Annotated in this window: 26 protein-coding genes; 11 read left to right on the top strand and 15 right to left on the bottom strand. The window is 73.2% G+C overall.

The features are described 5' to 3' along the window. Positions 1-5: 5 nt before the first annotated feature. The 3 genes from ABH937_RS29155 to ABH937_RS29165 all read right to left on the bottom strand — a co-directional run bounded on the left by ABH937_RS29155 (position 6) and on the right by ABH937_RS29165 (position 2,359). On the bottom strand, positions 6-890 hold the full coding sequence (locus tag ABH937_RS29155; protein WP_280689771.1) for a class I SAM-dependent methyltransferase: 885 nt from the start codon (positions 888-890) through the stop codon (positions 6-8). A gap of 166 nt (positions 891-1,056) precedes the next feature. Beyond that, the gene (locus ABH937_RS29160) at positions 1,057-2,025 is read right to left on the bottom strand and encodes an iron-siderophore ABC transporter substrate-binding protein (RefSeq protein WP_280689770.1); all 969 of its coding nucleotides are present in this window, start codon (positions 2,023-2,025) and stop codon (positions 1,057-1,059) included. Positions 2,026-2,122: 97 nt separating this feature from the next. Next, entirely contained in the window at positions 2,123-2,359 is a 237-nt protein-coding gene (locus ABH937_RS29165; RefSeq protein ID WP_280689768.1) for a hypothetical protein, read from the bottom strand. A gap of 515 nt (positions 2,360-2,874) precedes the next feature. Here ABH937_RS29165 and ABH937_RS29170 point away from each other — a divergent pair. Then, positions 2,875-3,258: a cold-shock protein gene (locus ABH937_RS29170; RefSeq protein WP_280689888.1), complete on the top strand. Its 384-nt coding sequence runs from the start codon at positions 2,875-2,877 to the stop codon at positions 3,256-3,258. Between the two features lie 43 nt (positions 3,259-3,301). On the opposite strand, the gene ABH937_RS29175 is transcribed toward ABH937_RS29170, so the two are convergent. From ABH937_RS29175 to ABH937_RS29190, 4 genes are read right to left on the bottom strand one after another with little or no spacing between them, the layout of a single operon-like run. Continuing rightward, a complete protein-coding gene (locus tag ABH937_RS29175; RefSeq protein WP_280689767.1) occupies positions 3,302-4,150 on the bottom strand; it encodes a 1,4-dihydroxy-6-naphthoate synthase in 849 nt (282 codons plus the stop codon). Further along, positions 4,143-4,841 carry a futalosine hydrolase gene (locus ABH937_RS29180; RefSeq protein WP_370220003.1) on the bottom strand — a complete coding sequence of 233 codons (699 nt, stop codon included), beginning with the start codon at positions 4,839-4,841 and terminating at the stop codon, positions 4,143-4,145. The genes ABH937_RS29175 and ABH937_RS29180 overlap by 8 nt, the downstream gene beginning before the upstream one ends. After that, positions 4,838-5,443: a hypothetical protein gene (locus ABH937_RS29185; RefSeq protein ID WP_280689765.1), complete on the bottom strand. Its 606-nt coding sequence runs from the start codon at positions 5,441-5,443 to the stop codon at positions 4,838-4,840. The genes ABH937_RS29180 and ABH937_RS29185 overlap by 4 nt, the downstream gene beginning before the upstream one ends. 27 nt (positions 5,444-5,470) lie before the next feature. Next, positions 5,471-6,826 (bottom strand): MFS transporter, encoded by a 1,356-nt coding sequence (locus tag ABH937_RS29190; protein ID WP_370145748.1) that lies wholly within the window; start codon positions 6,824-6,826, stop codon positions 5,471-5,473. A 599-nt stretch (positions 6,827-7,425) separates the two neighbouring features. On the opposite strand from ABH937_RS29190, the gene ABH937_RS29195 reads away from it, so the two are divergent. Together ABH937_RS29195 and ABH937_RS29200 are read left to right on the top strand one after the other, a co-directional pair. Then, positions 7,426-8,304, top strand: a complete 879-nt coding sequence (locus ABH937_RS29195) for a DUF3027 domain-containing protein (protein ID WP_370220004.1) — start codon at positions 7,426-7,428, stop codon at positions 8,302-8,304. A 326-nt stretch (positions 8,305-8,630) separates the two neighbouring features. Continuing rightward, positions 8,631-11,945 carry a sacsin N-terminal ATP-binding-like domain-containing protein gene (locus tag ABH937_RS29200; RefSeq protein ID WP_370220005.1) on the top strand — a complete coding sequence of 1,105 codons (3,315 nt, stop codon included), beginning with the start codon at positions 8,631-8,633 and terminating at the stop codon, positions 11,943-11,945. A 27-nt stretch (positions 11,946-11,972) separates the two neighbouring features. Here the strand turns inward: ABH937_RS29200 and ABH937_RS29205 are convergent, their stop codons facing one another. Then, positions 11,973-14,417: an HAD-IC family P-type ATPase gene (locus ABH937_RS29205; RefSeq protein ID WP_280689759.1), complete on the bottom strand. Its 2,445-nt coding sequence runs from the start codon at positions 14,415-14,417 to the stop codon at positions 11,973-11,975. Positions 14,418-14,537: 120 nt separating this feature from the next. After that, complete coding sequence (locus ABH937_RS29210) at positions 14,538-14,807, bottom strand: DUF2530 domain-containing protein (protein WP_280689758.1); 270 nt, start codon at positions 14,805-14,807, stop codon at positions 14,538-14,540. A gap of 122 nt (positions 14,808-14,929) precedes the next feature. Between ABH937_RS29210 and ABH937_RS29215 the strand changes: the two genes are divergently transcribed. The 3 genes from ABH937_RS29215 to ABH937_RS29225 all read left to right on the top strand — a co-directional run bounded on the left by ABH937_RS29215 (position 14,930) and on the right by ABH937_RS29225 (position 17,031). Then, entirely contained in the window at positions 14,930-16,336 is a 1,407-nt protein-coding gene (locus ABH937_RS29215; protein WP_280689757.1) for an NCS2 family permease, read from the top strand. Positions 16,337-16,414: 78 nt separating this feature from the next. After that, on the top strand, positions 16,415-16,615 hold the full coding sequence (locus ABH937_RS29220; protein ID WP_280689755.1) for a type II toxin-antitoxin system VapB family antitoxin: 201 nt from the start codon (positions 16,415-16,417) through the stop codon (positions 16,613-16,615). After that, entirely contained in the window at positions 16,612-17,031 is a 420-nt protein-coding gene (locus ABH937_RS29225; RefSeq protein WP_280689754.1) for a PIN domain nuclease, read from the top strand. Before ABH937_RS29220 ends, ABH937_RS29225 begins: the two co-directional genes overlap by 4 nt. Before the next feature lie 7 nt (positions 17,032-17,038). Here ABH937_RS29225 and ABH937_RS29230 read toward each other — a convergent pair whose 3' ends face one another. Next, on the bottom strand, positions 17,039-17,656 hold the full coding sequence (locus tag ABH937_RS29230; RefSeq protein WP_370220006.1) for a histone deacetylase: 618 nt from the start codon (positions 17,654-17,656) through the stop codon (positions 17,039-17,041). Between the two features lie 84 nt (positions 17,657-17,740). Here ABH937_RS29230 and ABH937_RS29235 point away from each other — a divergent pair, with 84 nt between their 5' ends. The 4 genes from ABH937_RS29235 (at position 17,741) to ABH937_RS29250 (ending at position 21,288) form a co-directional block, all read left to right on the top strand. Continuing rightward, positions 17,741-17,983, top strand: coding sequence for a hypothetical protein (locus ABH937_RS29235; protein WP_370220007.1), 243 nt, complete (start codon positions 17,741-17,743; stop codon positions 17,981-17,983). Positions 17,984-18,035: 52 nt separating this feature from the next. Then, the gene (locus tag ABH937_RS29240) at positions 18,036-18,959 is read left to right on the top strand and encodes a DUF4231 domain-containing protein (protein WP_280689749.1); all 924 of its coding nucleotides are present in this window, start codon (positions 18,036-18,038) and stop codon (positions 18,957-18,959) included. 276 nt (positions 18,960-19,235) lie between these two features. After that, positions 19,236-19,670: a MarR family winged helix-turn-helix transcriptional regulator gene (locus ABH937_RS29245; RefSeq protein ID WP_280689748.1), complete on the top strand. Its 435-nt coding sequence runs from the start codon at positions 19,236-19,238 to the stop codon at positions 19,668-19,670. Positions 19,671-19,791: 121 nt separating this feature from the next. Then, entirely contained in the window at positions 19,792-21,288 is a 1,497-nt protein-coding gene (locus ABH937_RS29250) for an MFS transporter (protein ID WP_370220008.1), read from the top strand. Positions 21,289-21,375: 87 nt separating this feature from the next. On the opposite strand, the gene ABH937_RS29255 is transcribed toward ABH937_RS29250, so the two are convergent. The 4 genes from ABH937_RS29255 to ABH937_RS29270 all read right to left on the bottom strand — a co-directional run bounded on the left by ABH937_RS29255 (position 21,376) and on the right by ABH937_RS29270 (position 22,849). After that, positions 21,376-21,795, bottom strand: coding sequence for a PIN domain-containing protein (locus tag ABH937_RS29255; protein WP_370220009.1), 420 nt, complete (start codon positions 21,793-21,795; stop codon positions 21,376-21,378). Further along, positions 21,792-21,941 (bottom strand): hypothetical protein, encoded by a 150-nt coding sequence (locus ABH937_RS29260; protein ID WP_370220010.1) that lies wholly within the window; start codon positions 21,939-21,941, stop codon positions 21,792-21,794. The genes ABH937_RS29255 and ABH937_RS29260 overlap by 4 nt, the downstream gene beginning before the upstream one ends. A 1-nt stretch (position 21,942) precedes the next feature. Beyond that, positions 21,943-22,407, bottom strand: a complete 465-nt coding sequence (locus ABH937_RS29265; RefSeq protein ID WP_370220011.1) for a helix-turn-helix domain-containing protein — start codon at positions 22,405-22,407, stop codon at positions 21,943-21,945. Positions 22,408-22,501: 94 nt separating this feature from the next. Beyond that, positions 22,502-22,849 carry a hypothetical protein gene (locus tag ABH937_RS29270; protein ID WP_280689744.1) on the bottom strand — a complete coding sequence of 116 codons (348 nt, stop codon included), beginning with the start codon at positions 22,847-22,849 and terminating at the stop codon, positions 22,502-22,504. A 137-nt stretch (positions 22,850-22,986) separates the two neighbouring features. Between ABH937_RS29270 and ABH937_RS29275 the strand changes: the two genes are divergently transcribed. Then, a complete protein-coding gene (locus ABH937_RS29275) occupies positions 22,987-23,430 on the top strand; it encodes a hypothetical protein (protein WP_370220012.1) in 444 nt (147 codons plus the stop codon). A gap of 28 nt (positions 23,431-23,458) precedes the next feature. Here ABH937_RS29275 and ABH937_RS29280 read toward each other — a convergent pair. Further along, on the bottom strand, positions 23,459-23,861 hold a 403-nt coding region (locus ABH937_RS29280), incomplete at its 5' end, for a hypothetical protein (RefSeq protein ID WP_370220013.1).

The raw sequence follows: 23,861 nt of genomic DNA on the forward strand, positions 1-23,861 counted from the left end.
ACCCCCTACTCCCGCAGGGCGGTGGTGTAGCGGATCGCGGTGCGCCGCACCAGGGTGCCGTCCGCGGCGGCCAGCGGGGCGAGTGCGGCCAGGGCCGCCGCGCGCGCCTCGTCCAGGCGCTCGGCCGGGATCGCCTCCAGCACCCCGCGCCACCCGCCGGCCCGTTGCGAGCGCCACCAGGCCTCGGCGCTGGGGTAGTGGGTGGCCGCCGGGTGTTCGACCGTTCGTACGTCGGTGAAGCCGGCCCGGTGGAGCAGCTCGGCCGCTTCCTCGGGGCTGCGGCCCAGTGGATTGAACCTGGCCGCCCGGCTCTGCCGCAGCCGGGCCGCCGGCGCCGGCAGGAAGGCGTTGAGCGCCGCGCCGGGGCGCTCCCAGCCGGGCTCGTCCGCGCCGAACGCGGTGAAGCCGAACCGGCCGCCGGGCACCAGCACCCGGTGCACCGAGGCCAGCGCGGCCACCGGGTCGGGGGTGAAGATCACCGCGAAGGAGGAGAGCGCGGCCTCGAAGGAGTGGTCGGGGAAGCCGAGCGCCTCGGCGTCGTCCACCCGGACGTTGACGTTTCGCAGCCCGTGCCCCGCTGCCTGGGCGGCCGTCGCCCGGACCATCCCGGGAGCCAGGTCGATCCCGACCACGTAGCCCTCCGGGCCGACCTCGGCGAGCGCGGCGAAGAGCACGGCGCCCCGGCCGCAGCCGACGTCCAGCACCCGGTCCCCGGGCCGCAGTCCGGCCAGCCGGGCCAGCCGGGCGCCGATCGGATTGAAGAAACCGCCGTTGGCCTCGTCGTACTCGTCGGCGGCGAGCGTGAAGGCGTGGGCCAGGGCGGCCTTGCGGCGGCGGGCCGCGTCGTCCTGGCCGGCGGGTGACTCACCTCGGAGCTGAGTGTTCGTCATACCGTCATGGTGGTCCCGCTGTGGTGAGCGTCACAAGGGGGCGGACCGGGGTGGACGGGAGCACGGGCGGGCACATAGACCGACCGGCACATGGTGGGCGGCGTCGCGGCGCCCGGACTCGGCCCGGACGCTGCTCCTTCCTCCACCCACCATGTGCCGGTCGGTCTCAACCGCTGAGCAGGCACTGGAGTTGGGAGAGCACCAGGTTGGCCCCGGTGCAGCCGATCCCCTGGAACCAGAGCTGGTCGTCCACCGGATAGGCCCGGTTCGTCCGGACGGCGGTCAGCGCCCGCCAGGCGGGGCCGGCCAGGACCGCGGTGGTGCCGGCCGCGTCCGGGTCGCCGTAGGTCGCGTAGAGCAGCAGGTCGCCGTCGGCGCCGGCGAGCTGGTCGGGGTTGACCTCGACGTCGAACCGGTCGACGTTCTGCGCGTCGGGCCGGCCGAGCTGCAGGTCGGCGAGGACCGTGCCGAGGAAGTTCTGCCGCCCGTACAGCCGGATCCGCCCGCCCTGGACGAACCGCACCAGGCTGATCCGGTGCCCGGCCGCGACGCCCGGGCCGCCGATCGCGTGGGAGGTCTGGGCGAGCTGGGCGTGGTAGCCGGCGATGACCGCCTCGGCCGCGGTCTGCCGGCCCAGCGCCCGGGCGTGCAGCTGGAGGTTCTCCTTCCAGGCGGAGCCGGTGCCGCGGCTGAGCACGGTGGGCGCGATCCGGCGCAGCGCGTCGTAGTGCGCGCCGTCGCGGGCCTGGCTGCCGAGGATCAGCTGGGGGCGCAGCGCGCCGATCGCCGCCAGGTCCGGCGCGCCGATGGTGCCGGTGTCGGCCACCTCGGCGAGCCGGGAGGCCGGCCAGTAGCGCGGCAGGCCCCGGTCGACGGGGGCCCGGCAGGCGCCGACCGGGGTGATCCCCAGGGTCATCGCCGAGTCCAGTTCGGCGGTGTCCAGCACCACCACCCGCCGCGGGTCGCCGGGCACCGTCACCGGCCCGGTCGCCGCGGTGACGGTGGCCTCGGCGCTCGGGTCCGCGGTGTCCACGGCCGGCTGCGGGGCCCGGATCCCCGGGGTGCGGTCGCAGGCGCCGAGGGCGGCCGCCAGGGTCACGCCCAGGACGGTCCGGCGCGACGGGGGACGGTGCATCGGAACTCCTCTGACGGATGGTCAGAGATCAGGATGTCCGACAAGTCCCAAAATCGACGTCATGCGGGGCCCAGTGGCTCCGGCCGAACCCGGTGGCTCAGGCCGGGCCCTGGACGTTCGCCCGGCGACGCTGCGCGCGGGCCGAGCGGAACAGGCCGAGCAGCGCGAGCAGGAAGCCCAGCGGCATCAGCATGCTCGCGAAGTAGGCGGGGGTGGGCAGCGGGGTGAGGTGGAAGAAGAGCGGTACGAAGGTCGCGATCGTGGCCAGCGCACCCACCACGAACACCACCGCTCCCACCCGCACCAGGCCCTCGCCCGACTCCTTGCCGCTCATCGCAGCCTCCTTTGCCCGCACCCGTCACGCCTCTAACCGACCGCCCCAGTCTCGCAGAGTCCGCAGGCCGTCCGGTCGGCGCCGGTCCGACCCGCGCCACCTGCGCGGATCCGGTACCCGTCACTGCCTGCGGTTCGCCGGGGACAGGGAGTTTCGACCGCCGGGCGGGGCGGGTATGCAGGTCTCGCACGGGGTCGCCGACCCCGCTTCCTGCCAGGGGGTGTGAGCCATGACGATCGACCGAGCGCCGTCGTCCGGGCCTGTCGCCGTGCCCTGGCCGGCCTTCCTCGCCAGAGCCGGGCTCCAACCACCGGACGTGTGCGAGTGAAACCCTTGACCGGTCGTTAGCCTGCTGCAGGCGGGCCGTCCTTCACCGGCCCGCCCGTGCCAGCGTCCAGCCGTGACCGCGCCGGACGCACCGCGCGACCGGACCACCCCACCCCCGTTCAAGGCACCCCGGCGACGCACGCCGGACGCCGCCACACCCGACCCACCCACTGATGAGGACATTCGAGATGCCCACCGGCCAGGTCAAATGGTTCAACGAGACGAAGGGTTTCGGCTTCCTGTCGCGCGACGACGGTGAGGACGTCTTCGTCCACAGCAAGGCGCTGCCCGCCGGGCTGAGCACGCTCAAGCCGGGTCAGCGGGTGGAGTTCGGCGTGGTCGCGGGGCATCGCGGCGACCAGGCGATGGGGGTCACGCTGCTGGAGGCGCTGCCCTCGGTGGCCGCCGCGCAGCGCCGCAGCGCCGACGACATGGCGCCGATCGTGCAGGACCTGATCACCATGCTGGACACCGCGCTGCCCGGCCTGCAGCACGGCCGCTACCCGGCCAAACCGGTCGGCCAGAAGCTGGCGGCCGCGCTGCGTGCGGTGGCCGACCAGTTCGACGCCTGATCCGGCCGCCTGATCCGTCCTGCGGAACTTCCCGTGGCCGCGGCTACGGGAAGGCCAGCGCGTCCGGCGACACGGCCGGCACCAGCCCCTGCTCGGCCGCCCGGTCGAGCAGGGCGCGCACGGCCGCGTAGCCCTCGGCGCCCAGCTCCGCGGTGAACTCGTTGACGTACAGCCCGATGTGCTGGTCGGCCACCGCCGGGTCCAGCTCCTGGGCGTGCGCCAGCACGTACTCCCGGGAGGCGGCCGGGTCGGCCCAGGCCGCCTCGACCGAGCCGCGGATCGCCGTCGCCAGCTCGCGCAGCCGGGCCGCGCCCAGCGAGCGCTTGGCGATGATCGCGCCCAGCGGGATCGGCAGGCCGGTGCGGGCCTCCCAGGCCTCGCCCATGTCGGCCAGCTTCGCCAGGCCGTACCGCTGGTAGGTGAACCGCGCCTCGTGGATCACCAGTCCGGCGTCCACCCGGCCGTCCCGGACCGCCGGCATGATCTCGTGGAACGGCAGCACCACGACCTCGCCCAGCCCGCCGGGCACCGCCTCGGCCGCCCAGAGCCGGAACAGCAGGTAGGCGGTGGAGCGCTCGCTCGGTACGGCCACCACCTTGCCGCTCAGGTCCGCGTCGGCGCCGGGCCTGGTGAGCACCAGCGGTCCGCAGCCGCGGCCCAGCGCTCCGCCGCAGGGCAGCAGCGCGTACTGGTCGAGCAGCCAGGGCAGCGCCGCGTAGCTGACCTTGAGCAGGTCCAGCTCGCCGCGCTCGGCCAGGCCGTTGGTCACGTCGATGTCGGCGAAGGTGACCTCGGGGGCCTCGGCGCCCGGCACCAGGCCGTGTGCCCAGGCGTGGAAGACGAAGGTGTCGTTCGGACAGGGTGAGTACGCGACCCGCAGCGGCTCAGCCACCGGTGGCCTCCTTCAGCAGTCGGTCGTAGGGCAGCACGGCGAAGGCGTCCGTCAGCGCGGCCAGTGCCTCGCCGATCCGCCAGGCGGCCCGGTCCCGCGGGCCCACGGCGTTGGAGACGGTGCGCAGCTCCAGGGCCGGCACCCGCAGCCGGGCGGCCGCCTCGGCCACCCCGAACCCCTCCATCGCCTCGGCGGCCGCGCCCGGGTGGCGCTCGGTCAGCTCGGCCGCGCGGGCGGCGCTGCCGGTGACCGTGGAGACGGTCAGCACCGGGCCGACCACCGCCCCGGTGGCCTCGGCCAGCAGCGCGACGGCGCCCGCCGGCGGCGTGTGCGTGGTGGTGCCGAAACCCAGCTCGGCGACGTCCCGGAAACCCTCCGGGGTCTGCGCGCCCAGGTCCGCGGCGATGATCGCGTCGGCCGCGACCACCGCGCCGATCGGTGCGCGCGGGGCGAAACCGCCGGCGATCCCGGCGGAGAGCACCAGCGGGTGGCGTTCGGTGGCCAGCGCGATGGCGGTGGCGCCGGCGGCGGCGGCCGGGCCGACCCCGGCGGCCACCACGGTGACCCTGCCGGCCGGCGCGCCGCGCAGCACCGCCTCGGCCTCGGCGGCCACCGCGACGACGACGAGCAGCCGATCCGTCCCGGGCCGGGGGCGGATCGGCTGATCGGTGCTGCCGTACGGGTGGGTCACTGACCCTGGCTGGCGCCCTGACCGGCACCCTGGCCTGCGGCGTCCTGCGGCGAGGTCGCCGGAGCGGCGGAGTTGACCAGGTCGACGAACCAGACCGCGACGATGCCCGGGTTGGCGCTGCCGGCGGTCTTCGGGTCGAACTCGATCACGGTCAGCGCGGTGTCGCGGCTGCTGGTGAGCAGGTTGGCGGCCGGCTGCAGGCCGGAGAAGGTGGTGTCCTTCTGGAAGTTCGCCACCAGGGCGCCGCCCTGGCCGCCACCGCCGTTGGTGAAGGCCCGCCAGCCGTTCTTCGCGGCGTCCGGGTCGATGCCCACGCCGAGCTGGTCGCTCCACTTCACCGAGACCTTGTCGGGGAAGGTGCTGGCCGCCTGGTTGGAGAGCGTGGCGCAGGCCTGGCGGGCCGCGTCGCTCAGCGGCTTGCCGCCGTTGAAGCACGTCGGGTTGGGGTCCAGCGCGTGCGAGGAGCGGCCCACGGTGACGGTGGCCTGGGTCTTCGTCGGCGTGGGCTGGCCCGACGCGTAGGCGATGGAGCCGCCGATCGTGCCGGCGCCGATCACGACCACGGCGCCGAGGGCGGCGATGACACGGGTGCTGAGGCTCATGGGACGAAGGCTATCCAACTCTGCCGATCACGCGACGCGGGGGTGCGGTGCGCCGCCGCGAACCCCCAGCCGGACCAGCGCGAGCACCGTCCAGACCAGCGCCACGCCCAGCAGCGCGGCCGCGACGGACAGGCCCAGCGTGCCGTCCAGCGGCAGCAGGATGCCCAGCGCCCCGCCGGCCACCCAGGAGAGCTGCATCAGCGTCTCGGAGCGGGCGAAGGTCGAGGTGCGCACCGCCTCCGGGACGTCGCGCTGGATCAACGAGTCCAGCGCCAGCTTGGCCAGCGACGCGGCGATGCCGGCGACGGCCGCCACCACCAGCACGGTCACGATCCCGTACCAGAGCGCGGCGGCCACGGCGGCGGCGGTTGCCAGCAGCAGCATCAAGGTGATCGTCGCCTCCGCGCCGCGGCTGCGCAGCCAGGAGCCGAAGACCGAGCCCAGCGCGTTGCCGCCGCCGGCCGCCACCGCCAGCAGACCCAGGCCCACGGTGGGGGAGACGCCGCCGACCGGGTCGACGCGCAGCAGGAAGGCCAGGAAGAGGGTGAGGAAGCCGCTCAGTCCGCGCAGCGCGGCCACCGCCCGCAGGCCCAGCACCACCGAGGGCCCGACCGTGCGCAGGCTGGCCTTGGTCCGCGGGCTCTCGGGAACGCCCGACGCCGGCGCGCCCGGGTCCTGGTGCGGGCTGGCGTGCAGCACCGCGCGCTGCTCGCCCTTGGCCGAGTCCACCTGGCGCGGCAGGTGAAAGGCCATCAGGGTGCCGATCACGAAGACCAGGAAGGCGCCGCGCAACGGCCAGGCGGGCCCGGCCAGGTGCAGCAGCCCACCCACCCCGGCGGCCAGGAAGGTGGTCAGCAGTCCGGCCAGGGTCACCCGCGAGTTGGCCTTCACCAGGGTCACCCGGGCCGGCTTGAGCCGGGGCACCACCACGCTGCGCACCACGCCGTACGCCTTGGAGGCGACCAGGCAGCCGAGCGCCTCGGGGTAGAGCGCCAGGTTGCCGCCGCTGATCGAGCTCGCCATGGTCCAGGCGAGCACCGCGCGGCTCAGCATCGCCATCGCCATCGCGGCCCGGCGACCGTGCGGCAGGCGGTCCAGCAGCGGGCCGATCACCGGCGCGAGCAGCGCGAACGGGGCCATGGTGACCAGCAGGTAGAGCGCCACCCGGCCGCGGGCCTCGCTGGTGGGCACCGAGAAGAAGATGGTGGAGGCCAGCGCGATGGTGATCAGCATGTCGCCGAAGGAGTTCAGCGCGTGCAGCTCGATCAGCTTGGCCAGGCCCGACTCGCCGGCGCCGTCGGCCGAGGTGGCCTTGCGGATCCGGCGCCCGGTGCCGTGCACCACCCGCCCGGTGCGCAGGCCGGCCGCCGAGGCGCTGCGCACCAGCAGACCGCGCCGCGGTGACTCTTCGGCATCGGTGTCGTCATCCGTGCGATCGGCGTCGGCGGGATCGGGCTCCTCGCCGGGGCGCTCGGGCAGCGGGGACCCGTCCTCCGACTGTGGGCCCGAGTCGTCCACAGAGGGGACCGAGAGCTGCTGTCGCGGCACGGCGACCGGTGAGGCGTGCTGCGACGGCGTTTCGTCCGCCACACACGCAATCCTGCCTGACAATCCCCGCCAGGACGAGGGATTGAGGTCAGCTCGGCGCGGCCCGACGGCGCTGGTACTCTCGGCGCCCGCCCACGGGCTGTCGCGCGCAGCTGCCCGGCGGGTAGCCTGCACTGTGCGGACCGCTGCGGTGGAACGTGCTGCGCACCGGTCGGGCTGGTCCGACGGCGGCGCGGCCGGTCCTCGCAAGGCTTCTGGTCACGCAGAATAGGGGCGGTACCACGAGCGAGCGGTACCGGCGGCAGGTTCGAGCGATGCGACGCCCACGGGCGCGCACCAGGCGGCCGCGACGGTCCCGAACGGCCCGGGCGAGCCCCCGGGCGATTAGGCTGCAGGTAAGAAGACTGGAGAGAACCGACGCCGTGAGTGCTGCGATGCGAAGCCGTACCCCCGACCGGCTCTGTGCCGAAGCCGTCGAACTCGCCAGGCAGGCAGCGGTCGAGGCGGTCGGCGCTGCCGCCGTCGGCACCCACCTGGCCGCCCGGGCCGAGGGCGAGCGAGTCGTCACCCACACCTTCGAGTGCCTGGACGCCGCCTACCGCGGCTGGCACTGGGCCGTCACCGTGGCCCGCGCGCCACGGGCCAAGGTGGTCACCCTGGACGAGGTCGTGCTGCTGCCCGGCACCGACGCGGTGCTGGCGCCGCAGTGGGTGCCGTGGAGCGAGCGGCTGCGGCCCGGCGACCTGGGCCCCGGCGACCTGCTGCCCACCGACGCGGACGACGAGCGGCTGGAGCCCGGGTGGACCGGTGAGGACGAGCCCGCGCCCAACTCGGCCGTCTTCGACGGCGAGGAAGAGCTCGAACTGTCCGACCCGCACGTGCAGCCCGCCCCGGTGCGGGCGCAGATCGGCGCGGTCGCGGACGAACTGGGCATGGCCCGCCCCCGGGTGCTCTCCCGGCTCGGGATGCACCTGGCCGCCGACCGCTGGGAGAAGGCGCACGGGCCGCAGACGCCGATGGCGCAGTCCGCCCCGGCCTCCTGCACCAGCTGCGGCTTCCTGATCCCGATCGGCGGCTCGCTGGGCCAGGCCTTCGGCGTCTGCGGCAACGAGTACGGTCCGGCGGACGGTCAGATCGTCTCGCTCGCCTACGGTTGCGGCGGCCACTCCGAGGCGGCCGTGCTGCCCGCACCGCCGGTGCCGGCCGAGCTGATCCTGGACGAGACCGTGGTCGAGCCGCTGCAGCTGCACCCCGACCGCAGCGGCGGTTCGGTCGAGCCGGACGCCCCGGCGGAGGAGCTCGGCCACTCCTGATCCCGCACCACCCGCGAGCCCCGGGCAGCCTCCTGGCACCCGGGGCTCCGCCATATCCGCAGGCCCCCGCCGGCAGTACCCCGCACCCGCCCCGCGAGAGAACCACCCACCAGGCCGTGACAGAAACCCCGCACGGCCCGCGAGTGAGCCAAAGGGGCGCGCCGGTGTCGAAAGCGAGGAGCGACAAGCGACCGAGGTACGAGGGAGTGCCGGAGCGACGAGTGTCGACACCGGGTCCGAGCGCCCCGGCGGCGAACGTGCCCCAAAAAAGGGAGACAATGCCCCCCAAGGATCTCGTGTGACGTTTGGGGAAGGCGGCGGGTCCAGTGGAGCCTCGCATCATCGGCAGTGGCGGCGACGAGCAGGTGGCCGATCACTTCGGCACGGCCGAGTTGCGGCGCAGGGTGCTGGACGCTTGGGCGGCCTCGCCGGCCCGGTTCCGGGAGGATGCCAACGCGGAGGAGGAGCTGGCGCTCGGTGGTTACCGCGACCGCCTGGTCGTCGAGTTGGCACAGAACGCCGCGGACGCGGCGGCCCGCGCGGGCCTGGGCCCGGGGCGGCTGCGGCTGACCCTGCGGGACGGTGTGCTGGCCGCCGCCAACACCGGCGCACCGCTGGATGCCGCCGCCATCGAGTCGCTCTCCACCCTGCGCGCCTCCTCCAAGCGGGCCGATACCACCCCCACAGTGGGCCGGTTCGGCGTCGGCTTCGCCGCCGTGCTCGCGGTCAGTGACGAGCCGGCCATCGTCGGCCACGCGGGCGGCGCCCGCTGGTCGCTCGCCGAGGCCCGCGAGCTGGCCGATCGGGCGGCTGCCGAACAGCACGAGCTGGCCGAGGAGTTGCGTCGCCGCGACGGGCACGTCCCGTTGCTGCGGTTGCCGCTGGCCGCCGTGGGCGAGCCGCCGGCCGGCTACGACACGGTGGTCCTGCTGCCGCTGCGCGATGGCGCCGCAGAGGACCTGACCCGCCGTCTGCTGAACGGCGTGGACGACGCGCTGCTGCTCACCCTCCCCGGGCTGGCCGAGATCGTCGTGGAGACCCCGGACCGGGGCATCCGCACGCTGACCCGCTCGGTCGCCGAGCGCACCGAGGAGGGGCTGGGTCAGGTCACCTTGACCGAGCGCACCGAGCACGGCGACGCCGTCCCGTCGCTCTGGCAGACCGTCACCACCACCGGCGCGCTGGCCCCGGAGCTGCTGGCGGACCGTCCCGTCGAGGAGCGGGCCCGCCCGTACTGGACGGTGACCTGGGCCGTGCCGGTCTCCGCCGTCGGCACCCCGCAGCCGCTCCCGGTGGCCCCGGTGCTGCACGCGCCCACGCCGAGCGAGGAGCCGCTGGGCGTGCCGGCGCTGCTGATCGCCTCCTACCCGCTGGACTCCACCCGGCGCCATGTCGCGCCGGGCCCGCTCACCGAGTTCCTGACCGAGCGCGCCGCCGAGGCCTACACCGACCTGCTGCGGGCCCGTGGCGCCGACCTGGGCTCGCTCGCGCTGGTTCCCGGGCCGCTGGGCCAGGGCACGCTGGACAACGCGCTGCGCACCGCGATCCTCTCCCGGCTGCCCGGTACCGCCTTCCTGCCGCACCCGACCGCCGTCGAGGAGGGCACGCCCGCGCTTCGGCCGCGCGACGCCACGCTGCTGGAGGGGGCGGACTCCTCGGTGGTCGAGGCGCTGGCGCCGATCTTCCCCGGCCTGCTGCCGGCCGGCCTGGAGCGGCGGGCGGAGCTGCGCGCGCTGCAGGTGCGGCGGATCCCGCTGGCCGAGGTGGTCGACCAGCTCGGCGGCCTGGACCGGGAGCCGGCCTGGTGGCGCAGCCTGTACGGGGCGCTGGCCGGCGCCGACCCGGAGGCGCTCGGCGCGCTGCCGGTGCCGCTGGCCACCGGACGCACCGTCACCGGCCCTCGCCGGGTGCTGCTGCCCTCCGAGGACGCCGACTGGGCGGGGTTCCCCGGCTACCCCGAGACCCTGGCCGAGGCGCTGGACCTGCTGGACCTGCGGCTGGCCCACCCCGACGCGGCGCACCCGCTGCTGGCCAAGCTCGGTGCCGCCACCGCCACCCCGGCCGGCATCCTGCAGACCCCCGAGCTGCGGGCCGCCGTGGCCCGCTCGCTGGACGTCGGCGAGGAGGACTTCGAGGCCGCCGCCGATCTGGCCGACGCGGTGCTCGGCCTGGTCAAGGCGGCCGACGCGAAGGCCGGCGACCACCCGTGGCTGGCCCGCCTGGCGCTGCCCGACGACGAGGGCGAGCTGGCCAGGGCCGGTGAACTCATCCTCCCCGACAGCCCGTTCGCCCAGCTGGCCCGCCCCGAGGACGCGCCCTTCGTGGACGAGGACCTGCTGGACCGCTGGGGCCCCGAGGTGCTGGCCGCCGTGGGGGTGCTGAGCGACTTCGTCCTGGTCCGCGCCGAGGACGCGCTGCTCGATCCGGACGACCTGGAGCGCCTGGACCCGACCGCCCCCGCCGACCGCGCGGTCGGCGGCGCCCCGACCGGCCTGCTGGACGAGGCGCCGGACGGGCTGGCCGACTGGTGCGAGGAGGTGCTGGAGCGGCTGCACGCCGACGACGCCGATGAGGTGGGCGTGCCGCCGGTGGCCGCCGAGCTGCTGGCGGTGCGCGACCTGGACCTGATCGACGAGGAGGCCTGGCCCGAGGCGCTGGCCCGGCTCGCCCGGCCGCCGTACCGGGACGCGGTGATCACCCCGGTCCGCGCGCTGCTGCCCGACGGCGGCTACGCCGACCTGCCGCCGTACACCGCCTGGTGGCTGCGCGACCACCCGGTGCTGGACGGTCGCGAGCCGGCCGGGCTGCGCGCGGCGGGCGGCGACTGGCTGCTCCGCGGCCTCTACGACGAGGCCCGCACCACGCTGGACGCCGAGTTCCTGCACGCCCTCGGGGTGCGCACCACGCTCGCCGCGCTGCTCGCCGAGCAGCACGGCCCGGACGAGCTGCTCGACCACCTGACCGACGAGCAGAGCGAGGTGTCGCACCGCCAGCTGCACGGCATCTACACCGCGCTGGCCGCCGTCCAGGTGGATCCCTTGGACGTGGTGCGGGCGCTGCCGCCGCTGGACGAGGCCACCGGCCGCCGCCCCGGGTACACCGTGGTGGTGGACGCCACCGAGGCCGTCGTCGCCGACGCGCCCGACCTGGTGCAGCTGCTCCACCCGTACCCGCTGATCCCGGTCGCCCCGGCGCTGGCCCCGGCGCTGGCGGAGCGGCTGCACGTCTCGCTGGCCAGCGAGATCGCGGGCGGTCGGGTGCTCTCCGAGGGCTCCCTGCACCGGGTGCCGCCGTTCGTCCGGGAGCTGCTGCCCGGCTGCCCGGCCGTCTACGAGGAGCACGAGGAGCTGCTGGTGGTCGGTCCGGACGGTGAGGAGGCCGCGGTGGACTGGCGCTGGGACACCACGGCGGCCGCGCCCGAGCTGCCGTACGACCCGGAGTCGGCCGAGGCCGTGGACGAGGACGACGAGTTCGAGGTCCCGCCGGTGCCGGGCCTGCTGCACGCGGCCACCCCGGAGGGGCTGGCGGCCGGTCTGGCCTGGTCGGTGGGCCAGTGGCACCGCCGGTTCGAGGTGCTGGCCGCGCTCACCGAGCCCGACCGCGCCTACGAGCTCTCGGCGGCCCGGGACTTCGAGGGCTGACCGTCCGTCCGGCGGGCTGGGCGTCCTCTAGGCTTCGTCGCCGTCCAGCCCCCGCCGGACGAACCGCCAGACCACCTCCAGCAGCAGCCCGGCCACGATCGCGATCCCCACGCCCGTCCACACGTCGCGGCCGGCGACCAGCTTGAGCTGGAAGAAGTTCGACAGCCAGGGCACCGTCAGCACCAGGGTGAAGGCGCCGCCCATGGCGGCGATCAGCAGCACCCGCCACCAGGTGTAGGGCCGGGCCACGATCGCCAGCACCCAGATCGCCACCAGGAAGAGGGTCAGGGTGGCCACGCTGGTGTCGGCCTTCAGATCGGTGGCGTGGTCGGCGCGGGCCAGCGCGTAGGAGGTGAAGGTGGCCGCCCCCGCGATCACCCCGCCCGGGACGGCCAGCCGCAGCACCCGGCGGACGAACCCGGGCTTGGCCCGCTCGGTGTTCGGGGCCAGGGCCAGGAAGAAGGCCGGGATGCCGATGGTCAGCGAGCTCAGCAGGGTGGAGTGCCGCGGCAGGAACGGGTACGGCAGCTGGGTGAAGACCACCAGCAGCGCCAGCAGCACCGAGTAGACGGTCTTGACCAGGAAGAGGCTGGCCACCCGCTCGATGTTGCCGATCACCCGGCGGCCCTCGGCCACCACCGAGGGCAGCGTGGCGAAGCTGTCGTCGAGCAGCACGATCTGCGCCACCGCCCGGGTCGCCTCGCTGCCCGAGCCCATCGCCACGCCGATGTCGGCGTCCTTGAGCGCCAGCACGTCGTTGACGCCGTCGCCGGTCATCGCGACGTGGTGGCCGCGGGACTGCAGCGCGCCGACCAGTTCGCGCTTCTGCTGCGGCGTCACCCGGCCGAAGACGGTGGTGCGTTCGGCGGTGTCGGCCAGTGCCTCGGGGTCGCTCGGCAGGGTCCGGGCGTCCAGCGGCTGCTCGGCACCCGGCAGTTCCAGGCCCGCCGCGACCGCGCCGACCGAGATCGCGCTGTCCCCGGAGATCACCTTCGCCTGGACCCGCTGCTGCTCGAAGTAGCGCAGCGTGGCCGCCGCGTCCGGGCGCAGCCGCTGCTGGAGCACCACCAGGGCCAGCGGGCGCAGGTCCTTCGCCGGGTCGGGGGTGTCCAGCGGCACCGGGGTACGGCCGAGCAGCAGCACCCGCAGGCCCTGCGCGCCCAGCTGGTCCACCTCGGCCAGCGCCGGGTGCCCGGTGGGCAGCAGCACGTCGGGGGCGCCGAGCAGCCAGCTGGCCTCGGCACCGGCCGGCTCCAGCAGCTGCACCCCGCTCCACTTGCGGGCCGAGGAGAACGGCATCGCCTCCAGCACCCGCCAGTGCCCCTGGCCCTCCCCGGCGGGGGCCGGGTAGGCGTCCAGCACCGCCCGCATGCTGGCGTTCGGCCGGGCGTCGGCCGCCGCCATCACGCCGAGCGCCTGCCGCAGCCGCTGCTCACCGTCGGCGGTCCCGGCGTGGTCGAGGGTGCGCAGCTCCAGCACGTCCATGCCGCCCTCGGTGAGGGTGCCGGTCTTGTCCAGGCAGACGGTGTCCACCCGGGCCAGCCCCTCGATCGCGGGCAGCTCCTGGACCAGGCACTGCTTGCGGCCCAGCCGGACCACCCCGATCGCGAAGGCCACCGAGGTCAGCAGCACCAGCCCCTCGGGCACCATCGGCACGATCCCCGCCACCGTGCGGCGCACCGCCTCGCGCCAGTCGTTGTGCTCGACCGCCCACTGGCTGATCACCAGACCGATCGCGGTGGGGATCAGCAGGTAGGTGATGAACCGCAGGATGGTGTCGATGCCGGTGCGCAGCTCGGACTTGACCAGGGTGAACCGGCTGGCCTCCTCGGCCAGTTGCGCGGCGTAGGCCTGGCGGCCCACCTTGGTGGCGGTGAAGGCGCCGGCGCCGGCGACCACGAAACTGCCGGACATCACCAGGTCGCCCGGGTGCTTGAGGACCGGGTCGGGTTCGCCGGTGAGCAGCGACTCGTCGATCTCCAGGCCCTCGGCCTCGGTGACCGCGCCGTCCACGATCACCTTGTCGCCGATGCCGAGCAGCACGGTGTCGTCCAGCACGATCTCGGCCACCGCGACCTGGGTCACCTGGCCGTCCCGGCGCACCTCGGGGCGGGCCTCGCCGATCAGCGCGAGGCTGTCCAGGGTCTGCTTGGCGCGCACCTCCTGGATGATGCCGATCGCCGTGTTGGCGACGATGACCAGGCCGAACAGGCCGTCCTGGATCGGGCCGACCACCAGGATGACCGCGAAGAGCACGCCGATGATCGCGTTGAAGCGGGTGAAGACGTTCGCCCGCACGATCTCGCTGACGGACCGTGAGGAACGCGCCGGAACGTCGTTGACCTGGCCGTTCGCCACCCGCTCGGCGACCTGGGCCGCCGTCAGACCGCCACGCCCGGCGGGCGCGAGGCCGGTGGCGCCGGCGGCGGTGCCGCTGTCGGGGACGGGCCGGTCGCCGGCGGGATGCGTCATGGCACCGACTCTACGGGGGCGAAATGTCCGGTGCGTCCCCCTGTGGTTCCGGTCCGGCCGACCGGGTGGACCGCTCGGCGGGGGCGCGGCTCCTCCCCGGGGCGGAGCTGTCCACCGGCGTCACTCCTCCCCGGGACCGACCTCCGCCGCGGCCCGGTCCCGCTGGATCGCGGCCCGTCGGGCCCGGCAGTACCAGAGCCCGATCAGGCCGAGCAGACCGCCGGAGAGGCAGATCCACGGCCAGCTGCCGTGCCCGTGCTCGGAGAGCGTGTGCTGGAAGGGGAGCAGCACCAGGAAACCCACGAACCAGACCACCGTGCCGCCGCCGACGATCGCGACGTCGTTGGCTTCCAGGGGAGGTGGCGAGGGGTGCAGCGGGGTCTTCGGCATGGGGCTCAGCCTACGGCTTCCGGTGTTGACCACTCGGTTGCTCTACGCGCGAAGATGGCGCGTGCACGACCGGTGAACACATACTGAAGGCCCTCCTTTGCCCCCACCAGAGGACAAATCGCATGCCTTCCGCGGCCATCGACCGCTACTTCCGGATCTCCGAGCGCGGCTCCAGCGTGGCGCGGGAGATCCGTGGCGGTGTCGCCACCTTCTTCACCATGGCCTACATCCTGGTGCTGAATCCGATCATCCTGTCCAACGCCGTGGACATCAACAAGCAGTCGCTGAGTTTCCCGCAGCTGGTCACGGCCACCGCGCTGACCGCGGGCCTGACCACGCTGCTGATGGCGGTGATCGGCAACGTCCCGATCGGCCTGGCCGCGGGCCTGGGCGTGAACACCGTCGTGGCGCTCCAGCTGGCGCCCAAGATGACCTGGCCGGACGCGATGGGCATGGTCGTGCTGGCCGGCTTCTGCATCATGCTGCTGGTCGCCACCGGCCTGCGCGAGCGGGTGATGACCGCCGTGCCGCTCGGGCTGCGCAAGGCGATCGCGATCGGCATCGGCCTCTTCATCACCCTGGTCGGCCTGGTCGACTCCGGCTTCGTCAGCCGGGTCCCCGACATCGCCCACACCACCGTCCCGCTGGAGCTCGGGACCGGTGGTCACCTGCACGGCTGGCCGGTGCTGGTCTTCATGCTCGGCGTGCTGCTCACCATGGTGCTGGTGGTGCGCAAGGTGCCGGGCGCGATCCTGATCTCGATCGCGGCGATGACCGGGCTGGCCCTGGTGATCCAGAAGCTGGCGAACCTGCCCGCCGACGCCTGGGGCCTGACCGTCCCCAAGTGGCCGGGCGACCCGGTGGCCAGCCCCGACTTCTCGCTGGTCGGCAAGGTCAGCCTGTTCGGCGGCTTCCACTACGTCGGCGCGCTGACCGGGATCCTCTTCGTCTTCACCGTGCTGATGAGCGCCTTCTTCGACGCCATGGGCACCATCCTCGGCGTCGCCGACGAGGCCCACCTGCTCGACGAGAAGGGCGACCTGCCCGGCATCAACCGGGTCCTGATGGTCGACGGCATCGCCACCGCGCTCGGCGGCGCCACCTCCTCCTCGGCCAACACCTGCTTCGTCGAGTCGACGGCGGGCGTCGGCGAGGGCGCCCGCACCGGCTTCGCCAGCCTGGTCACCGGTGCGCTCTTCATGATCGCGCTCCTCCTGACCCCGCTGGCCACCATGGTCCCGGCCCAGGCCGCCACCCCGGCGCTGGTCACGGTGGGCTTCCTGATCCTGGCCAACTCGATCCGCGAGATCGACTGGAGCGACTACACGATCGCGATGCCGGCCTTCCTGACCATGGTGCTGATGCCGTTCACCTACAGCATCACCAACGGCATCGGGATGGGATTCATCACCTTCTGCGTCCTGCGGGTGGCGACCGGACGCTGGCGAAGCGTGCCGGTGGCGCTGTACGTGGTGGCGGGAGTGTTCGCCTTCTACTACATGATGCCGGCGCTGGGGCTGGCGAAGTAGGGCGAATTCGGCAATTTATATCTGTCGTGCGCGGGGATTGATGTCGTTGTCTTGTTGTCGGCCTCTGGAGGAGCGACCATGGCACGCACCGTTATCGACCTCGACGATGATCTGCTGGCCGAGGCGCAGCAGCTCTTCGGTACGAAGACCAAGGTCGCGACCGTCAATGCCGCCCTGCTCGAGGCCGTGAAGCTGGCCCGCCGGATAGAGTTCGCGGACGCCATTGCCAGTGGCGAGTTCAACCTTCTCGATGAGCCGGGCGATCAGGCGGCGGCGTGAGCCGAGAGCGCTACCTGATCGACAAGTCGGCGCTTGCCCGCTGGGGCAAGCCCGCCGTGCGACCCGTACTCGACGACCTCTCCCAGCGGGCGCTGCTCGCGGTGAGCGCGGCTGTCGAGATGGAGGTCCTGCACAGCGCCCGCTCGGCGGTCGAGGCGGAGCGGCTCCGCCACCTGCTCACCGGGTTCGACCACCTGCCCTGCACGGACGAGGTCTGGGACCGTGCCAAGGAGATCCAGAGTCAGGCGCTGTTCCGCGGCGACCATCGAGCGCTGTCGATGGCCGACATGCTCATCGCAGCGACCGCTGAGCGGCATGGGGTGACGGTGCTGCACTACGACGGCGACTACGACATGATCGCGGCCATCACCGGACAGCGCACGCGATGGGTGGTCCCTGCGGGCACTGCAAACTGAGGTCTGGTCAGGCGAGCAACTCGGTGAGTGCCGCGGCGCTCCAGTGGCCCGCCGCGCCCGGGCGGGTGCTGAGGTAGGCGGCGATCCGGTCGGTGGGCCAGGCGTGGGACTCGCGCAGGCCGGCGGCGAGGTGGCGCAGGTAGCCGAGCGACGGCGGGGCGAGGGGGGCGTCGGCGGTGCGCCAGGGGGCGGTGAAGGTGAGCAGGGGTAGGCCGTCGAGGGTGCCGGGGTGCACCAGGGTCTCGTAGCGGCCCGGGCCCAGGGTGGCGCGGCCGTGGGTGAGGGCGGGGGTGAGGTCGAGGTCGGTGCCGGGTGGGCGGCGCATCTCCTGGGCGGCGAGGTCGGCGAACTGCTCGGCGGTGAGCAGGTAGGCGCGGGCGGGGGTGTCGCCGGGGTCGAGCGGGTCGTAGAAGGCCATGCCGCCGGTCCAGACGGCGGACTCCAGGGCGAAGTGCACCCGCCCCGGCAGCGTGATCGGGCGCATCGCGCGCGGCGGGCTCGGGTCGCGGCAGCCCGGGTAGACCCGGGCGCCACCGGGCGGGCGGCCGCCGGCGAGGTAGGCGGTGAGGCGGACCAGGTGCAGGTTGGAGCCGTAGGCGGCGTACCAGATCAGGGGCCCGGTCATAGGGGAAGGCTAGGGCGGGATCAGGGTCCGCTGGGGGACGTTCCGGATACCGGCCGGGGCGGCCAGGGCTGAATCATCGTCAGCATGCTGACAGTGATGCGGATCGCCAGGTCGACGCTGCGCTGCGTGGGTGGGGCGTGGGCCGCACTGTGCCGGCTGGTCGGGGCGATCCCGCTGGGCGCCGAGGTGCTGGGCGGCCCCTGGCTGGTGGTCGCCGAACTCGGGGTGCTGTGCGCGGTGGTGGCCCTGGTGGCGGCCGTCGTCCCGGCCGGCGGCGCGCGAGTAGCCGGATTGTCCGCACGAGTGTCCGGAAAGCGCGCTGTGTAGCCGAGTTGGGGCTGGGCATACTGCCGGGTGAGTCGTGAGGGGGCACTGGCCGATGGAGCGTTGGGATCCAACCGGTATCGACGAGGCGGACTTCCTGCCGGAACCGTTCCAGACGGCCGACCGGGCGTCGATCGAAGGACAGCGGCAGACACTGCGCTGGTACCGCGGAATGATCCTGATGCTGGTGGTCGCGGCCGCGGTCAGCGCCGTGATCGCGCCCAGCGGCCACGGGAAGACCAGCGCCGCGCCGTTCGTCTCGGTGGCCGCCTTCCTGCTGGCCGGGTACTTCTGGTCCCGGCTGCGCCGGGTCAATCCGCAGGCCCAGTGGTACGGGGCGCGGGCCGCCGCCGAGTCGGTGAAGACGCTGGCCTGGAAGTACACCGTGCGGGCCCGCCCGTTCGGCGGCCCGGCCGACTCGCCCGAGGTGGACGAGGAGTACCGGGCGCAAGTCGCCGACCTGCTGCGGAACTTCGAGGAGACCGGCGCGCTCGCCCCCGGCGCGGTGCCCGAGATCACCGACGGCATGCGCGCGCTGCGGGCCGCCGAGCTGCCCGCCCGGCGCACCATGTACCTGCGGGTGCGGGTGGAGGGCCAGCGCACCTGGTACCTGGCCAAGGCGGACGCCTGCGAGTCGCAGTCCGTCTCCTGGGGCCTGGGCATCGTGGCCCTGATGATCGTCGGCGGTGCGGCGGCCGTGGCACAGGCGCTGGGCGCGATCTCGGTGAGCATCTTCGGCGCCTGCTCGGCCGCCGCCGCCGCGATCATCGCCTGGACCCAGCTGAAGCAACTGCGCCCGCTGGTCTCGGCCTACCAGCTCGCCGCCAAGGAACTCGACGTGGTCTGGGGCAAGTTGACCGCCATGGACGTGAACGACCCGGACGCCGAGGCCACCTGGTCGCTGCTGGCCGGCGACGTGGAGGACGCGGTGGCCCGCGAGCACACCAGCTGGCGGGCGCGGCGGGCTTTTCCGCACTGAGGCTTCGTCAGGAGAGGACGGCTGAGCGGAGCTTCAGTTTGGCCGGCCTCGGCCGGGGCGGAGCTGGAGGCCTCAGCCGCCGGAGATCGAGTCGCGCCGTTCAGGGCGGGCCATGGTCTCTGCCGTCATCTCTGCCAGGGTCGCGGTGGGCCCGTTCTCGGTCATCGCCTCGCGGGCCAGTCGAAGATCCTCCTGGTCCTCCTCTGCGTGGCTCCGTCCCGCGAGAGTGGCATGCCGATTTTTAATTAGTTTGGGTAATGACGTATCCTAAGTATCATGTCCGAGATGTCCGAGGGCGACCTCGCCGCTGTCAGTCAGCTGCGGTCGTCCGTGATGCGGCTGGCGCGCAGATTGCGGCACCAGCATGTGGAGCAGTCGCTCAGCCCTACCGAGATGGGGGTGCTGGGGACGCTGGCCCGGTGTGGGAGTGCGACACCGGGGGAGTTGGCGCGGCGGGAGCATGTGCAGCCGCCGTCGATGACGCGAATCATCGCGATGTTGGAGGAGAAGGGGCTGGTGCGGCGGGAGCCGCATCCCGAGGACCGGCGGCAGGTGGTGGTCAGCATGACCGACCAGGCCGCGGCGATCCTCGACGAGAGCCGTAGGCGGCGCAACGCCTGGCTCGCGGAGCTGGCCTCCGGGCTGACCGAGGAGGAGTGGGCGAGCGTGCGCGCGGCGGCGCCCGCGCTGTACAAGCTCGCGCACCTGTAGCGCACCGCAGCCGGATGCACCGGACGAGAGAGAGGACGACCGCATCACCGCAGGATCGACCAGGAAGACCAGCAGCGCGGCCCCGGCCCATGCCGAGGCCGCGCCCCGAGGGGAGCAGTACGTGATACCGCAGGGCGCAGCCGGCGCCGCCAACCGTCCCGACGACACCACCATCCCGACCACCAACCTCGCCACTCCCGTGGCCACGCCGGTGACTTCGCCCGGCGACGACGACCCCTGCGAACGCACCGCGGCGGCTGAGCCCGCCGCACCGGGAACCGCGGCCTCGACCCGGTTCACCCGCCCGACGGGGACCTTCTCCTCGCTGCGGGTTCGCAACTACCGGTACTTCTTCGCCGGGCAGATCGTCAGCAACACCGGCAGCTGGATGCAGCGCATCGCCCAGGACTGGCTGGTGCTGAGCCTCACCGGCAGCCCGCTCGCGGTCGGCATCACCACCGCCATGCAGTTCCTGCCCACCCTGCTGCTCGGCCTCTTCGGCGGCGTGCTCGCCGACCGGATGCCCAAGCGGCGGCTGCTGATCGTCACCCAGGGCGCGATGGGCCTGCTGGCCGCCGCGCTGGCCGTGATGACGATCACCGGCGTGGTGACCGAGTACCACGTCTACGCCTTCGCGCTGCTGCTCGGCCTGGTCACCGTGGTGGACACGCCGACCCGGCAGGCCTTCGTCTCCGAGATGGTCGGCCCCGAGCACCTGAGCAACGCGGTCAGCCTGAACGCCGCCAACTTCCAGACCGCCCGGCTGGTCGGCCCGGCGGTGGCCGGCCTGCTGATCGCGGCGGTCGGCAGTGGCTGGGCGTTCGCGCTCAACGCGGTCTCCTTCGCGGCGGTGATCGGCGGACTGCTGGCGATGCGGACCAGCGAACTGCGCCCGGTGGAGCGGATCCCACGCCAGAAGGGCCAGCTGCGCGAGGGACTGCACTACGTGCGGGAGCGGCCGGACCTGATGTGGCCGCTGGTGCTGGCCGGGTTCATCGGGACCTTCGGCTTCAACTTCCCCACCCTGCTCGCCGGCTTCGCCCACGAAACCTTCCACGTCGGCCCCGGCCGCTACGGCCTGCTGAACACCGCGATGGCACTCGGCTCGCTGGCCGGCGCGCTCTACGCCGCCCGCCGGGGCAACCCGCGCCTGCGCTGGCTGACCGGCGCGGCGCTGAGCTTCGGCGTGCTGGAGGTGCTGGCCGCCGGGGCGCCCGGGTACTGGAGCTTCGCGGTGCTGCTCACCCTGGTCGGGATCTGCGGCCTGACCTTCAACACGGCGGTCAACTCCTACGTGCAACTGGCCACCGAACCCGAGATGCGCGGCCGGGTGATGGGCCTGCTGGTACTGGTCTTCACCGGCGGCACCCCCGTCGGCGCCCCGCTGGTCGGCTGGGCCACCGCCGCCTACGGCCCCCGGGTCGGCCTGCTGGCCTGCGGCCTGGTCTCGGCACTGGCCGCGGCGGTGATCGGCCTGGTCCTGGCCCGCTGCGCCGACCTGCGCCTGCGGGTCGACCTGCACCGGGGGAGCGGCGGCCGGGTGGTGGCGTTCGTGCCACGGCAGGCGCAGCCGGCGGAGTCGCGGGCGCGCGAGCGGGAGTTGGCGGCGGCCTGCTGACGGGACGTCGTGTGACGCTCGGTCAGATCCGGTTCTCCGAGATCTGGCCGAGCTGGCTTCGCCCGTCCGGTGTCCTCTGTGGAAGCGTCAGCTTCCTGCTCCTCGCCCTAGGCGCAGCGCGGCAACGGACTGGCTGAGGCCGGACTTCTCCAGTTGGGCCAGGACGTCATCGAGGGTCTGCGGAGGGTGACGCCGGGATGTTGCGATCTCCTGGATGCAGGCGTAGACGACGCGATCGTCCAGATCGATGAGGTCCAGGACGAACTCGTCGGCACTCTTGCGCTCGATGTTCCATCCGGCGAGACGATCGACGGGGAAGTCCTTCCGGTTCTCGGTGACGATGACCTGGGCGCCGGCCTTGATGGCGGCCGCGAGCACGTGGCGGTCGTCGGGATCAGGTAGTTCGAGCCCGTCGATGAGGGTCTCGTACCCCGTGACCAGGCAGTCGCGGATGGCGCCGTTCATCAGTTGCCGACGGCGGTGCAGCTTCTCCTGCGGGATGTTCATGTTCTCGGCCAGGTGCGGTCGACCTCATCAAGGATGAGATCGGACCATCTGGCGCGGACGAATCCCTTCTGGCCGACGCGAATCAGCAGGTCTCGAAGCGTGTTCGGGTAGAGCACGCACGCGTCGTAGATCACGACAAAGGCCATGTCAGAGTAGTCCCAGCTCCTGGTCCAGCCGCAGCAACTCGTCGGCGGCATCCTTGCGCTTGGCGTCGTCCTCGCGCAGGTACTGATGGACATCCGCGAAGCGGATCCGCCGGTGGCGCCCGACAAGCCTGAAGGGGATCTCGCCGGACTCGAGCAACCCGATCAGGTAGGGACGCGACACGTTCAACAGGTCGGCCGCCTGCTGGGTGGTGAGCTCGGCGTCCACCGGCATGATCTGGACGCCCTGCCCGTTGGCGAGAGCAGCCAGCATGGAGGCGAACAGCTCCACCACCGGCCGGGGCAGGACGAGAGCCTCGTCCTGGGCACCGGTCTCCAGATGGACGTGGATGTCCTCGTCCTTCTGTGCGGTGTGTGCCAGGTAGTCGTTGACTCTTCGCAGTGCCCGTTCGGCGTGGCCGGCATCGACGGTGCCCGGTTCGATCTTCTTGCCGCTGACAGTACTCATGGCTACCTCCGCTACGAGCCTAATCGAAGTATTCGAAATATTCGCAGCAGGTGCAATCCCTAGCTTGTGCTGATCCATGTTCTCGGAGTTGTGTTCACCCGAACGGGTGCATTGCATCCCGACCGCGTAGCGCGCACGTTCGGCTGGTCACCGCGGCGAGGCCGTCGGCGAGTTCCCCGGCTGTCGGGCGCTCGGGGGCGGGTGCGGTGAGGACGTCGGCGAGGATCGTCGTCAGGTGCGGCCACGGCCGCGCGGTGGTCAGCGGGATGCCGGCGGCGATCGCCTTCCGCAGGTCGGCCGGGCTGGTGTCCTTCGGGGTGAGGCCGGCGGCGGTGTAGCCGGGCGGCGAGTTCCGGGGCGACCAGGTGCCTGATACCGCCGTTGAACTCGCGCCACGGGTCGGGTCCCGCGCGCCATGACCAGGCGAAGTCGACAACTTCACGCCGCTGTTCGCCCCGGTCGAGCTGGCCGACGTCCTAGTGCACGCGGCGGGTGGCGAGGGCGCGGGACGGGACAGCTGAACGGACGGACTGGACGAGGGTGGTTCAGGGGGATCATGTACTACTAGGGTCGGGCTTCGTGCCGATCACCGACGTAGCTGTGCCCCGCAGGGCGAGGCTCGCCTTCCGCCTGATACTCACGGTAGCGGCGCTTTGGAGCGTGGTGCTGCTCGCCTGCGTCTATGTCACCGTGCGGCTCGACCGGGCTGGCAACACTGTGGACCAGTACGGCGACCCCAACCTCGCAGCTGGCATGGCCGAGACCGCGACGGCTGCCATCGCCGTCCTGGCGGCGGTACCGACCGTGCTGTGGTTGATCACCACGATCGCGTTCCGGCGCGGCTCCCGGTTGGCCCCGGTCGTGGCAGCCCTGGTCACCGCCCTCACCGTGCTGTGTTCGATACCGGTCCTGAGGTTCACCGTAGGTCTCTTCTCCGGTGAGGCGTACGTCGTCGCCTTCGTCGTGATCGTCGACTGCCTGAGCGTGGTCGCAGTGTTCGCCGCGTGGACCCGCAGGAGCTGACCGCGCATCAGCAGCCCTTCGGGAAGCGCTAGTCCGGCGGGTGGCCCGCGACGAAGTAGGCCGGGGCCGTGGGGGAGTGGTGGCGGGCCAGGGTGAGGGTGGCGTGGTGGAGGGGGGCGCGGTCGCAGGGGGTGGGGTTGGCGGGGGGGGGGTTGGCCCAGGTGTAGCCGTGCAGGGTGGGTGGGGCGGTGTCGGGGATGCGGGCGAGGGCGGTCTGGGCCGGGGTGAGGGGCTTGGCGAAGAGGAAGGTGACGGTCTCCGGGGTCTGGAGATCGGAGGCGGTGTAGTCGACCGCTGCGAGGTCGGTGGCGGTGAAGCGCAGGTCCAGGCCGAGCTGGGCCAGGACGTGGCGGCGGGCGGCGAGGTGCGGGGGGGGGGGGGGGGGGGGGGGGGGGGGGGGGGGGGGGGGGGGGGGGGGGGGGGTGGGGGAC

The sequence above is a fragment of the Kitasatospora sp. GAS1066B genome, from assembly GCF_041262605.1.
Lineage (GTDB): Bacteria > Actinomycetota > Actinomycetes > Streptomycetales > Streptomycetaceae > Kitasatospora.